The sequence below is a fragment of the Companilactobacillus baiquanensis genome (genome assembly GCF_003946605.1).
Classification (GTDB): Bacteria; Bacillota; Bacilli; order Lactobacillales; family Lactobacillaceae; genus Companilactobacillus; species Companilactobacillus baiquanensis.
In genome coordinates this window covers 243,116-255,338 of record NZ_RHOQ01000002.1, presented here as the reverse complement: position 1 = coordinate 255,338, position 12,223 = coordinate 243,116, and the positions used below count along the sequence as shown (strand labels likewise).

At 35.4% G+C, this 12,223-nt stretch carries 10 protein-coding genes and 1 other annotated feature; of the genes, 4 read left to right on the top strand and 6 right to left on the bottom strand.

Annotated features, from left to right (window positions below; all coding sequences use genetic code 11):
* Nucleotides 1–10 precede the first annotated feature (10 nt).
* The gene (locus EKM77_RS04880; RefSeq protein ID WP_125592932.1) at nucleotides 11–445 is read left to right on the top strand and encodes an Hsp20/alpha crystallin family protein; all 435 of its coding nucleotides are present in this window, start codon (nucleotides 11–13) and stop codon (nucleotides 443–445) included.
* 149 nt (nucleotides 446–594) lie between these two features.
* Nucleotides 595–1,080 carry a hypothetical protein gene (locus tag EKM77_RS04875; protein WP_125592931.1) on the top strand — a complete coding sequence of 162 codons (486 nt, stop codon included), beginning with the start codon at nucleotides 595–597 and terminating at the stop codon, nucleotides 1,078–1,080.
* 115 nt (nucleotides 1,081–1,195) lie between these two features.
* Here the strand turns inward: EKM77_RS04875 and asnS are convergent, their stop codons facing one another.
* The 4 genes from asnS to EKM77_RS04855 all read right to left on the bottom strand — a co-directional run bounded on the left by asnS (nucleotide 1,196) and on the right by EKM77_RS04855 (nucleotide 7,302).
* Complete coding sequence (asnS, locus tag EKM77_RS04870; RefSeq protein ID WP_125592930.1) at nucleotides 1,196–2,584, bottom strand: asparagine--tRNA ligase; 1,389 nt, start codon at nucleotides 2,582–2,584, stop codon at nucleotides 1,196–1,198.
* A 361-nt stretch (nucleotides 2,585–2,945) separates the two neighbouring features.
* Nucleotides 2,946–3,178 (bottom strand) — a binding site (T-box leader).
* Between the two features lie 75 nt (nucleotides 3,179–3,253).
* Entirely contained in the window at nucleotides 3,254–4,600 is a 1,347-nt protein-coding gene (locus EKM77_RS04865) for an amino acid permease (protein ID WP_125592929.1), read from the bottom strand.
* A gap of 710 nt (nucleotides 4,601–5,310) precedes the next feature.
* The gene (locus tag EKM77_RS04860; protein ID WP_125592928.1) at nucleotides 5,311–6,309 is read right to left on the bottom strand and encodes a LacI family DNA-binding transcriptional regulator; all 999 of its coding nucleotides are present in this window, start codon (nucleotides 6,307–6,309) and stop codon (nucleotides 5,311–5,313) included.
* A gap of 381 nt (nucleotides 6,310–6,690) precedes the next feature.
* Complete coding sequence (locus tag EKM77_RS04855; RefSeq protein WP_125592927.1) at nucleotides 6,691–7,302, bottom strand: TetR/AcrR family transcriptional regulator; 612 nt, start codon at nucleotides 7,300–7,302, stop codon at nucleotides 6,691–6,693.
* Between the two features lie 97 nt (nucleotides 7,303–7,399).
* On the opposite strand from EKM77_RS04855, the gene EKM77_RS04850 reads away from it, so the two are divergent.
* The gene (locus tag EKM77_RS04850) at nucleotides 7,400–8,818 is read left to right on the top strand and encodes a DHA2 family efflux MFS transporter permease subunit (RefSeq protein ID WP_125592926.1); all 1,419 of its coding nucleotides are present in this window, start codon (nucleotides 7,400–7,402) and stop codon (nucleotides 8,816–8,818) included.
* 296 nt (nucleotides 8,819–9,114) lie between these two features.
* On the opposite strand, the gene EKM77_RS04845 is transcribed toward EKM77_RS04850, so the two are convergent.
* Both EKM77_RS04845 and EKM77_RS04840 read right to left on the bottom strand, forming a co-directional pair.
* Complete coding sequence (locus EKM77_RS04845; RefSeq protein ID WP_125592925.1) at nucleotides 9,115–9,825, bottom strand: demethylmenaquinone methyltransferase; 711 nt, start codon at nucleotides 9,823–9,825, stop codon at nucleotides 9,115–9,117.
* 9 nt (nucleotides 9,826–9,834) lie between these two features.
* Nucleotides 9,835–10,443 (bottom strand): histidine phosphatase family protein, encoded by a 609-nt coding sequence (locus EKM77_RS04840; protein WP_125592924.1) that lies wholly within the window; start codon nucleotides 10,441–10,443, stop codon nucleotides 9,835–9,837.
* A gap of 398 nt (nucleotides 10,444–10,841) precedes the next feature.
* Between EKM77_RS04840 and EKM77_RS04835 the strand changes: the two genes are divergently transcribed.
* On the top strand, nucleotides 10,842–12,128 hold the full coding sequence (locus EKM77_RS04835) for a uracil-xanthine permease family protein (protein WP_125592923.1): 1,287 nt from the start codon (nucleotides 10,842–10,844) through the stop codon (nucleotides 12,126–12,128).
* The last annotated feature ends 95 nt before the right edge of the window (nucleotides 12,129–12,223 follow it).

Here is a 12,223-nt window from a genome sequence, read left to right as displayed (position 1 = left end):
AATTACAGATATGACAAACGAAATTATGGATCGTCCTAATGACATTATGAGAAACTGGTTCAATGATCAATGGAGCAATTTCCCAACATTCTTCGGTGATAGTCTTCCAGTTACAGACACACTAAAAACAGATATTAAAGAATCTGACAAGGACTACGAATTACATGTAGATATGCCAGCATTTGACAAGAAGAACATCGATATTAATTATCAAAATAATACTTTAACAATTAGCGGACATCGTGACAGTTTTAATGATCATGAAGACAAAAAGGGTGACATGATCATGAACGAACGTTCAAGTGGTCGTTTTACAAGACAATATCATTTGCCAGCAGTTGATCAAGAAAAGATCAAGGCAACATATGATAAAGGCGTCTTGGAGATCGTTCTTCCAAAGATGGAGCAGAAGAAAGCTTCTGAACATCACATTGAAATTAACTAATATTAAGGAATCGCTTTTGCGGTTCCTTTTTTTTATTCTTTAAATTCAATTATGAATTTAATTTTCTATTATCATTATGTTTTTTTGAATCAACTATTTATTTTGATATACTGGAATAAGAAATGTTATAGAAGGGAAGTTTTTTTATTATGAAATTAAGAAACAAGCTAGCAAAAATCAGTTTAACCGCATTATTCTTAACATCACTTGTAGCCCCAGCTACTATTAATACTACAGCTGTCCATGCTGACGCATGGAGCGATATGGCGGAAGCTGGAAAAGAAGCCAGTAAAGAATCTGAAGAACAATTCGGAAATCACGATTACACTAATCAAGATTATTTAAACAATAAGAACCACTCTAATGAATCAGAATCAAATAATAGTTCAAATACAACAAATACGGTTAATGCAATTAAAGGCGTAATCAGTGTAAATAATCCAGAAAAGAGCTATGTTGCTATGGTCTCTTTCAATGATGATGGCACAGCATCACCAGTTACAAATAGAGCTTTATTAAACAATACTCCATGGCAAACCGATCGTTCAAGAACACTGGATGGGGTTAAATATTATCGTGTCTCTACTAACGAGTGGGTTAGTGAAACTTATGTAACAAATTACGAAGCACTTTAGAAGGTAATTAAAAATGAATCTCCACATCACAAACAAATAAGAGTCTCATAGATGCTATGCAAGAAACTAGCATCTATGAGACTCTTTTTATGAATAAGTTTAATTATAAAATAAATTAAAATTCAGCATTTCCTGGTGTTCTAGGATATGCAATTACGTCACGGATATTCTTCATACCTGTCAAATACATAACAAGTCTTTCAAATCCGATACCAAAACCTGAGTGAACCGTGCCACCGTACTTACGTAATTCTAAATACCACTTGTATTCGTCTGAATTTAGACCAAATTCTTTAATTTTTTCTTCTAGAACGTCAAGACGTTCCTCACGTTGCGAACCACCGATCAACTCACCAATTTCTGGTACAAGAAGGTCAGCTGCAGCAACGGTCTTACCGTCATCATTAGCACGCATGTAAAATGCCTTAAAGTCTTTTGGATAGTCTGTTAAGAAGACAGGTTTGCCAAATACTTTTTCACTTAAGTAACGTTCATGCTCTGATTCAAGATCAAGTCCCCATTTAACTGGAACTTCAAAATCAACATCAGCTTCTTCAAGTAATTCGATAGCCTTAGTATAAGTAATTTGAGCAAAATCTTCAGAAACAGTATTTGATAAACGTTCAATTAAGTGTTCATCGATATTATCATTTAAAAATTGGATCTCTTCTTTAGCATGATCAAAAACATATTGAACAACGTACTTCAATAATTCTTCAGAAACATTGATCTCATCTTGCATATCAGCAAAAGCCATTTCTGGTTCGATCATCCAAAACTCTGAAGCATGACGTCCAGTATGTGAGTTTTCAGCTCTAAATGTTGGTCCAAATGTATAAACATTTCTTAGTGCCAAAGCAAAAGCTTCAACTTCCAATTGTCCACTAACTGTAAGGTTAGTTTCCTTTTTAAAGAAATCTTCATTGTAGTCAACTTTACCATCATCAGTCTTTGGAACATTGTTCATATCCAAAGTTGTAACTTGGAACATTTCACCAGCACCTTCAGCATCACTACTTGTGATAATAGGTGTTTGGATGTATGAGAATCCATTATGTTGTAAATATTCATGAATCGCAAATGAAGCAAGTGAACGAACTTTAAAGATCGAATAAAAAGTATTAGTTCTAGGACGCAAATGTGCGATCGTTCTTAAATATTCGTATGTATGTGCCTTTTTTTGTAATGGATAGTCACTATCTGATGTACCCAATTCTTTAACAGCAGTAGCATGAATTTCAAAAGGTTGTTGAGCGCCTGGTGTTAAAGCAAGTTCCCCAGTAACTTCAATTGTTGTACTAATAGGGAATTTCTTTATTTCATCAAAATCTTCAAGATCGTTACTGAAAACAACTTGTACGTTCTTTAGAAACGAACCATCATTTACCTCGATAAAACCAATCTTCTTTGATCCCCTGATAGTTCTGATCCAACCTTCAATAGTAATTTCTTCGCCATCTTTAAATTCTTTAGTGAATAAATCTTTTGCTAAAACTTTTTCCATTATGGATTCTCCTTTTTAGTTTCCCTTAATGTCTTCGACATTTAGGGAAACTTATGCAGATGCCCCTTGGGGTATTTGCGATACCATGAACTTGGAAAGTCAAATTATTAAGTTCAGAGTTTTGGTTATAAATTGCCTTAAATGTCTTTAGTTGCCCTTTAGTTGCCCTTTGTGTCTTAAAAATTAAGTTCAAGAGCTCGGTTCGCGGATGCCCTGCCGGGCATTCGCATAAGTTGCCCTTGTTATCTTAAACATTAAGTTCAAAGGCTCGGTTCGCGGATGCCCTCTCGGGCATTCGCATAAGTTTCCCTAAATGTCGGAGACATTAAGGGAAACTAAAAAAATGACCCACATCCCCGGTAAAAGGGACGAAAGGTCATTCGCGGTACCACCCAAATTTGTTTTTTTACAAAAACATCTCAAACAAGCACAAACATGCTTTATGACTGTAACGCGTCACAGACGTCAAACCCTACTACTATTTCAGGATGATGTAAAAAAGATGTTATTCATAAATACCGCATGTTAAGTTCACACTGTCCTTAACTCACTGAAAATTGAGTAAATATTACTTCTTCTTTTTAAAACATTAAGTATCAAGTTAAAAAAATGATAGCACGTTTTTTTGGTAGTTGTAAAGCCTTCTTAGTGAATCTTCTTAAAGTTAAATTATTTTACGGGTCTTTTTCGATAGATTGCCAACATTACGATCCAAAAGGCGATTGTTACGATCATTGCTAGTCTGGTTGATTTTAAAATTATTAATAGAACTAATACTGCTCCAAAGAATAACAAGCTAAGGTAATTGCTGTACGGATATAGCGGCATTAAATAGCTTTTTGTTCCTTGAGGATTTTTCTTTCTATATAACAAGTGACACCAAATTAAAATCATCCATACTATTATAAAATTAATGGTTGAAACTGTTGCTATGATCCCAAAAACGTCTGATGGGATAAAGAAGTTCAATGCTACTATCACAAGTAAAGCAGCGGCTGAGAAGATCAATGCCCATACTGGAACTCCATTTCTACCGATCAATTTAAACTTCTTAGGTGCGTTCCCTTTTAAACTTAGCGAATACAATGTTCGACTGGTACTGAATAAACAACTATTAGTTGCTGATAAGGCGGCGGTCAAAACTACGAAGTTTAAAATTCCGGCTGCACCTCTGATACCAACTCCCGAAAATACTTGAACGAACGGACTGGCTGTTGTAGTGATCTTATTCCATGGATAAACACTCATGATGGCGATCATTGAACCTACATAAAACAAACCGATCCTAATTGGCAGGCTGTTGATTGCCTTTGGCAGGTTGATTTCTGGATCACTTGTTTCACCTGCTGTAATACCGACCATTTCAATTCCCACGAATGCAAAAATTACCATTTGAAATGACATAACAAATCCTTTAAAACCGGTTGGGAAGAATCCTCCCTGGGTCACTAAATTACTAAAGCTAGCATGACCTCCATCGACTGGAAATTGAAATAATGCCATACCGAATCCCACAACAACTAATAAAATTATCGCTACTACTTTTATTGTCGAAAACCCGGATTCCATTTCACCAAATAATTTAACGTCAACAAAGTTCATTGCAAATAATGCTACTAAAATAATTAATGCTGATAACCACTGTGGTACGCTTGGGAACCAATATTTAATATAAATCCCCGAAGCAGTTAGATCCGCCATCGCAACCGTTATCCAGCATAACCAATATGCCCAGCCAGCAGCAAATTCAAAGCGATCACCTAGATACATTCTAATAAACTCTAAAAATGAATGTTTAGTAGTATCTGATAATAGTAGTTCACCGATTGCCCGCATCATAAAAAAACAGAATATCCCAGCAATCATATATGCCAAAATTATTGAAGGACCGGATTCATGAATTGCATCTCCAGATCCTAAAAATAGACCAGTACCAATGGCTCCACCAATGGCAATCATTTGAACATGTCTGCTTCCCAATGAACGAGAAAGCGAATTTTTAGTTTCTTCCTGCATCGAATCTCTCCTTTTTGAAATAAAAAAAGCGCCCCTAGCACTTTTTAAGCACTAGGGGCGCTTTATGCGCGGTTCCACCCAAATTTTACAATATAAATACATCGTATCTCTCATGCTGATAGAGGTAGCAACCTTTTTTAATGCACCAATTAAACGTAGTCAGCTTTCAGCCGGGACTGACTTCTCTTTAAAACTTGTGATTAGTATACTAGAATCCATTTATTTTGCAATATAAATGCAAATTTCACAAATTATTCATATTTTAAGAATAATTAATTCATAGAATTAGAATATTATAGTAATTATAGAAAAGAGATAAACAAATATCCCTCTTCTAATCCCCTATAACATATATTTAATCCCCTATCAAAAGACGTTCCTCCCCAGAACGTCTTTTTTACTATTTAATGAGTAATGTTAGTAGTAGTAAAAAACAATTTAGGTTATACTATTCTTGTAGGGATCAGTAATATTTCCTTACAGGGAAGGGTATTGTAAAATGCCTAACTATTTTTTGATGGACTTGAGAATTTATAAATAAAAAGACCCGCCGAAGTGTTCATAAATTATTCATATTTTTGTAATAATTGCTTCATGACGAGCCTGTATTATATTAATTGTAGATAAGAGATCAACATTTTCTCTTTTCTCATCCCCCCTATAACATATATTTAATCCCCTAAAAAAAGCATCTTCCCCAGATGCTTTTTTTATTTTTCTATAATTTCACCCAAAGGATCATCGTCAGTATTAGGGATGATCTTATCCAATTCACCACGAGTAATGAATCTGGATGGAATCTCTTTTTTAACGATCTTTTTTTCAAATAATAAATCAAAAGCTGTTTCACCAATGCTATCCAGTCGATGATCGACCGTCGAAAAGTCGAGCAAAAAACTACTAGATAGATTTTCTTGCCCAATAACTAATGCGGGATGATTTATCTCCTCAAGTTTTTTTAGAGCACCGGCAGCAATTTGATCTCCATTGGCAAAGATAACTTCCAAATCAGGATCATTTTGCACTAAAATCCCGGCGGCAGTGATTCCGTCATACATATTTTTAGCATCTCGATATAACATTCCCTTAGGAATTTCATGTCCAAAAACTTTTTCATATGACTGGGTCGTCAATTTAGCACTTTGACTAACAATTTCACTGCGGCTGACTGTTAATCCAATGTGAGAATAATCGGCGTCCTTTAAAATTTGTAAAACATTTCCAAACGACTTTTTCCGATCAGTAAAGGCACAGGATAATGGGTAATCAAAAGTATCTTCACAACAAACTAGTCCGCCAAAATTTCGATACTTTATGATCTGACTAAATGGAATAGCTCGGGAAGTAAAAATCAGTCCATCGAATGCTTGATGTTTTAACATGTCCAAATATTTCTTTTCTAAATCTGGATTATAATTGGTCGGTAATAATGTAACTTGATAATTTTCCATCAAAGCTTTCTCGGCAATCGCATCAGCCAATTTTTGAAAATATGGATGATTTATATACGGTAAGATCACTCCGATACGATAAGATTTCCCCAGACTAAGTGCCCGTGCCAAATCATTGCGATGATAATTAAGTTCTTCCATTGCCGATAATATTTCCGACTTAGTTTGTTCAGAAACATACCCTTTTTGATTTAAAACCCTCGAAACAGTAGAAACTGAATGTCCTGAAACCCTAGCTACATCTCGAATATTCGCCATTTTATCACCTCTATTACCTACTATAAATCATCGAACCAGTTCTACAACAAATATTAATAATTTTCACCACAGTTAGTTAGCTAACATATGTTTTGATATGAGTATCCTTGCATATGTTAGACAACTAACATTGATATTTGAATCAAAATATCAAATTATATACAAAAATAGTAAAATTCACACTTTCTTCACATTTTGAATATATTTGATTCACACTTTGCCTGTATATTAGTAATTGTAGATGAGAGATATATAAATATTTCTCTTCTCATCCCCCCTATAACATATATTTAATCCCCTAAAAAATATAAAAAGATCATTCCTCCCCAGAATGATCTTTTTCCCTTTTAAAAATACGAATTAAAAAGCTGTCGTAACAATTTAATTGTTGTCGGCAGCTTTTTTTTGTCCCAAAAAGACAGGTAATAAAATTCTATCTACAATATCTTCGATGGTCTTTTTATCCATAGCCTCGTGCTCAACCACTTCATTGATCAATAATATTCCTGGCAAATTTATAATCCTTGAAGTTATATTCTTAATATCTAGTTCGCCACGATCATCAGAATGTTTCAAAACCGCCATGATCATTTCTGTTAATTTATTCTCGCTACTAGTGGCATTCAAAATTTTATCAACTGGTATCGACTTTAAACGATCAGACAACAATCCATGTAGCTTTTCAGTTCCAAAGGTGTCAAAAATAACTAGCAATTGACTAAACAATTTAATTAAATCTTCACGTAGAGATCCAGTGTCTGGGATCGATACATCAATTTTAGGGCCATATTTTATAATCGCGCTAGCCACTAATTCTGATTTTTCAGACCATCGACGGTATAAAACTGGTTTGGCGGCATTAGCTCTTTTAGCAACTTCTGACATTGTAAAATCTTTATAGCCGACTTCATTTACTAAATTCCAAGCAGCGGATAAAACAGCATCTTCTAGCTTTTTCCCACGTCGTCTAGTTGAATTTTTAGTATTTGGCAATTTTAGTCACTCCATTCCTTGCATTTTAAGATACTACGGTATACTATTTTAGACATTAAGAAACTATAGTATCTTATTAAATTTCGAGGTGTTTTTTATGCAATTAACTGATAAAACAAAAAACAATGATAGAAGCCGTTCTTCCATAATCAAAACCGCCATCATCCTTGTATTAGGTGCCCTCGCACCAATGCTTGATACTACCATGACGAATGTTGCTATTAATACAATTATGAAAGATCTTCACAGTTCTGTAAATCTAGTTCAGTGGATCACAACTAGCTATATTCTAGCACTTGGTATCGTAGTCCCGATTGCCGGTTGGGCAGTCGATCATTTCAGTGGTAAAAAAATTTATCTTATCGCTCTGTCAGTATTTTTGATTGGCTCGATCATATCTGGAATTTCAAATTCGATCGGTATTTTAATCATTGGCCGTGTTATCCAAGGAACCGGTGCCGGAATAATTATCTCTATTATTTCAACTTTGGTTGTTCGTGATGCTGGCAGTCAAGGATTAGGAAGCATTATGGCAATTATCGGTCTGCCCGCCGTACTAGCACCAATTTTAGGACCTACCTTTGGTGGATTCATCATCAAAACTTTAAATTGGCACTGGATCTTTTATATAAATATCCCAATTGCTTTAGCATCGATTATTTTAATATTCTTTATGATGCCAAAGTTCGATCCTAACGTTGCTAAACGTAATTTTGACTGGGCAAGTATTATTTTTCTAGGTGGAGCATTTACTTCATTGATCCTTGGTATAACAAGACTAAGCACCAACGGTAAATTCACCCATTTAAATGTCTTAGGACCAATTATTTTAGGAATTGTTCTTTTGATAAGTTATGTAATATATGCCAAAATTTTTCCTAAAAAAGCTCTTGTTAGCCTAAAACTTTTTAAATTTCCTAGTTTCACAGCTTCCAGTATTCTGTTACTACTATCTGGATTGACCGTCAACGGAGCAATGTTTATTCTGCCACTATATTTGCAGAATATCCGAGGATTGACCGTTATAATGTCCGGTATTTATTTAATTTCTCAAGGATTAGGATTACTGATTGCCCGCAGCCAGATAGGTAAATTAACTGATCAGATAGGTGCAAGATGGGTCGTTTTAGGATCTATTATTATTGCAGTTATCGGAACATTGCCATTTGCCTTCTTTAATGCACAAACTAGCGATTGGGCGATCTTAATAACACTATTCATTCGCGGTATTGCTCAAGGTGGTATGACCATTCCAGTTATGTCAGATGCCTATACCGGTTTACCCACAGAACTAATTTCAGAAGCCACAACCGCCTCACGTATGATGCAAAATATAGGTGGAGCCTTTGGGACCGCCCTATTGGCAACTTGGATTCAAACACAATTAAATGGTGAAATCTTAACACCAGCCCATTTAAATTCAGCCTACCAAGGAGCTTTTGTAGTAACAGTAATCATGACCGTTTTAGCAGTAATTCCAGCTTGGTTTTTAAGTCATCATATCAGTAAAAATTAAAGAAAAAGATTATTTTTAATATCTATAAAAATAATAGAGTTAACACCTTTCATAGGATATTAACTCTATTTCTAATTAAAAATATAATTACCAACTTAGCCAATGAGTTCAAAAAAATGGCAGCCGTGAAAGTGTTCGTTAGGGCGAGTGAACTTTCTCGCCCTTACAAACACGGACGAATTTTAAATTCGCGAACTTTGCGAAGTTAAAATTCGAGCTTGGAGATCACAGCTCCAAGCGGTCCCACAGCAGCCATTTTTTTGAACTCATTGGCGGCATTCTAAGCCCAAAATTCGTTATTTTTCTTTCTGTCCAAAATGAATAGCAGCCGACTTCAACATCAAATTTTCAACCCGAATATTAATAAAACCAGCATCGCGATACATTGAAACCAATTGTGAAATGCTGACAAATTTGTTAACCGAATCATCTAAATACTGATATTCATTTTTGCTAGAAGCAAATACTTTTCCCATCATCGGCATGATCTTATCAAAATAAATTTTCCAACCCAGACGGATAACAGGAGTTTCGACTTTAAAGGCCTCTAAACAAACTATTTCTCCACCTGGTTTTAAAACCCGATAAATCTCATCTAATACCTTATTAGCATCAGGAACATTGCGTAATCCAAAGCCAATCGTAACCACATCAAAAGTTTGATCGGGAAAATTCAAATTCATAGCATCCCCTGCCAATAATTCAACGTTTTCCAATCTTGATTTAGCAACCTTAGCTTGTCCGATCTTTAGCATTTCCTGACTAAAATCTATACCAGAAACCTTACTATTAGGAAATCTATTGCCTAGTAAAATCGTCCAGTCAGCCGTTCCGCAACAAAGATCCAAAATCCTTCTTGGATGATTGTTGATCATATCAGTAGCCTTAGTACGCCATTGTTTATGCGTTCCCAAACTCATAATTGAATTTAGTTTATCGTAATTACCAGCAATTGAGTTAAAAGTATTCTCAACATCTTTTTCTGGAACTTTATTAGTTAATCCCATTATTGTCCTCTAATCTATATCTGTTTGACGACCGTAATATGTCAAAAATCTCGTCCCAGATTCAGTAAGTCGATATTTTGACACCCCGGCATTCCCAGGCTGAACGATTGCAGAAATATTTTTAGCATCAGTAATAACCTTTAAGAAAGAACGACTAATAAAACCGTGGCAGACAGCCATTATCTTCTTGTCGCCCTTCTTTGACATCTCTGTGATAAAGTCATCAACACGCTTGTAAACGTCCTCATAATCCTCACCATCGTCAACATACTTCTTGTACTCAGGAAACAAAAAATCATTCTCATCAAAAACTTCAGGATACTCTGAAATAAGTTTAGCCTCACTAGCACCATCCCACTTACCATATCGAGCTTCGATCAAACGTTCATCAACTTTAAGTTCATGAACACCATGATTCAAAATTTCCGCAGTTTGTTTAGCTCTAGTTAAAGGACTAGTGTATATTTCATCAAAATCATCAATATTAATTTCTTTCGATAAATTTTTAGCCTGTTCAATACCAACATCATTTAAAGGCAAATTAGTCAATCCACCATTAAGCCTTTTTTGAGAATTGGAGTCAGTCTCTCCATGCCTTACAACATATAATTCAACCATAAAAAGTATATACTCCTAACTATTTGTTAACGCTTTATCGTTACTTTTTTAGTATTCCATTATTGACATTAGTTTTCAACTTTATTATAGTTAAGAAAATTAAACAGTCCTTTAACTTTGGTCCCGTGAGGCTAAAAAGGTTCACTTATGTCTTTTATTTCGTTTGTACACACACGGGATAGAGGGCTTTTTTTTTAGAGAGCGGAACAAGCCGATCAGCTTTTGAGCATTGCCTAGGATAGTGATTATGGCTGTCTTTGCCATAGTCATTATCCGTAGCAAGCACAGAAAGTTGGCTTGTGTAGCTCGTTTTGATAGAGAGCGGAGCAAGCCGATCAGCTTTTGAAGCTCGTTTCAATAGAGAGTGGAATAAAAAGGAATAACAGGGGGATATTATTTTGGATACAAACGACAAGCACTACCGGAATCCTGACGCGGTCATTGATTTATATGAGCGTCCACCTTTAGGCAGTTGGTGGTTATTATCATTACAGCACTTATTCTCAATGTTTGGTGCTACGGTCTTAGTACCGCTGTTGATCGGACTAGATCCTGGTATCGCATTATTCAGTTCAGGTATTGGTACGATTCTTCATATCTTAATTACTAAAGGTAGAATTCCTGCCTATATGAGTTCCAGTTTTTCCTTCATCGTTCCAAGTATTGCTTTAATGAAAACGGCTGGGTATGCCGGAGTTGCACAAGGTACTATCGCAGTTGGACTTGTTTACTTAATAGTCGCATTATTAATTGCCTTTATTGGTTCAGATTGGATCGACAAAGCACTCCCTCCAATCGTGGTTGGTCCTATCATCATTGTTATCGGATTATCAGTTGCTGGAAATGCTGCTGACAATGCCATGATGAACAATGGACATTATGATCTTAAATATTTTATCATTGCGATGATCACTTTATTCTTAACAGTCTTATTCAATATGTATTTCAAAGGATTCTGGAGTAACATTGCGATCCTGCTTGGTATTGTTTGCGGGTATGTTATCTCTGTTGCTTTTGGAATCGTCGATTTTTCTAAAGTTATTTCAACACCTTGGTTCCAATTACCAAACTTTGAATTTCCATTTATCAGTTATACTCCTAAAAAAATTTACTGGGATGCGATATTGAGTTTCGCGCCGATCGCCTTTGTTACTATGGCTGAACATTTAGGTCATATCATGGTCCTAGACGAACTGACTCATAGAAACTTCTTCAAAAATCCTGGACTACATCGTACACTTGCTGGTGATGGTACAGCTTCAATTTTTGCCGGTTTAGTCGGTGGTCCACCTATCACATCATATGGTGAAAATATCGGTGTTATGGCCGTTAATAAAATTTTTAGTGTTTACGTTATCGTTGGTGCCGCTGTCTTCGCTGCTTTGTTTGGATTCGTCGGCAAGCTAAGTGCCTTGATCCAAACGATCCCCGGACCAGTAATTGGCGGTATCAGTTTTGTTCTATTCGGTGTTATTGCATCTAGTGGTTTAAGAATCCTAGTTGATAACAAAGTTGACTTCAATAAAAAACATAACCTGATGATTGCTTCTGCCATCTTGGTTATCGGTATCGGTAATGCCTACTTGAAGATCGGAACTTTCCAATTTACAGGTATCGGAGTTGCTACGATCGTTGGTATCGTATTAAACCTATTACTTCCTAAACGAGCTTTATCAGAACAATAATTTAAAAAGGGTATCTACTAGAAAACTATAGAAGTTTCTAGCAGATACCTTTTATATTTTTTTAATAAAATAATCGGAAATCAAAAATAAAAATA

Excerpts from the sequence above, each read along its gene's own strand:
- EKM77_RS04880 (WP_125592932.1), top strand. The coding sequence starts at position 11 with ATGACAAACGAAATTATGGATCGTCCTAATGACATTATGAGAAACTGG.
- EKM77_RS04875 (WP_125592931.1), top strand. The coding sequence starts at position 595 with ATGAAATTAAGAAACAAGCTAGCAAAAATCAGTTTAACCGCATTATTC.
- asnS (WP_125592930.1), bottom strand. The coding sequence starts at position 2,584 with ATGGAAAAAGTTTTAGCAAAAGATTTATTCACTAAAGAATTTAAAGAT.
- EKM77_RS04865 (WP_125592929.1), bottom strand. The coding sequence starts at position 4,600 with ATGCAGGAAGAAACTAAAAATTCGCTTTCTCGTTCATTGGGAAGCAGA.
- EKM77_RS04860 (WP_125592928.1), bottom strand. The coding sequence starts at position 6,309 with ATGGCGAATATTCGAGATGTAGCTAGGGTTTCAGGACATTCAGTTTCT.
- EKM77_RS04850 (WP_125592926.1), top strand. The coding sequence starts at position 7,400 with ATGCAATTAACTGATAAAACAAAAAACAATGATAGAAGCCGTTCTTCC.
- EKM77_RS04845 (WP_125592925.1), bottom strand. The coding sequence starts at position 9,825 with ATGGGATTAACTAATAAAGTTCCAGAAAAAGATGTTGAGAATACTTTT.
- EKM77_RS04840 (WP_125592924.1), bottom strand. The coding sequence starts at position 10,443 with ATGGTTGAATTATATGTTGTAAGGCATGGAGAGACTGACTCCAATTCT.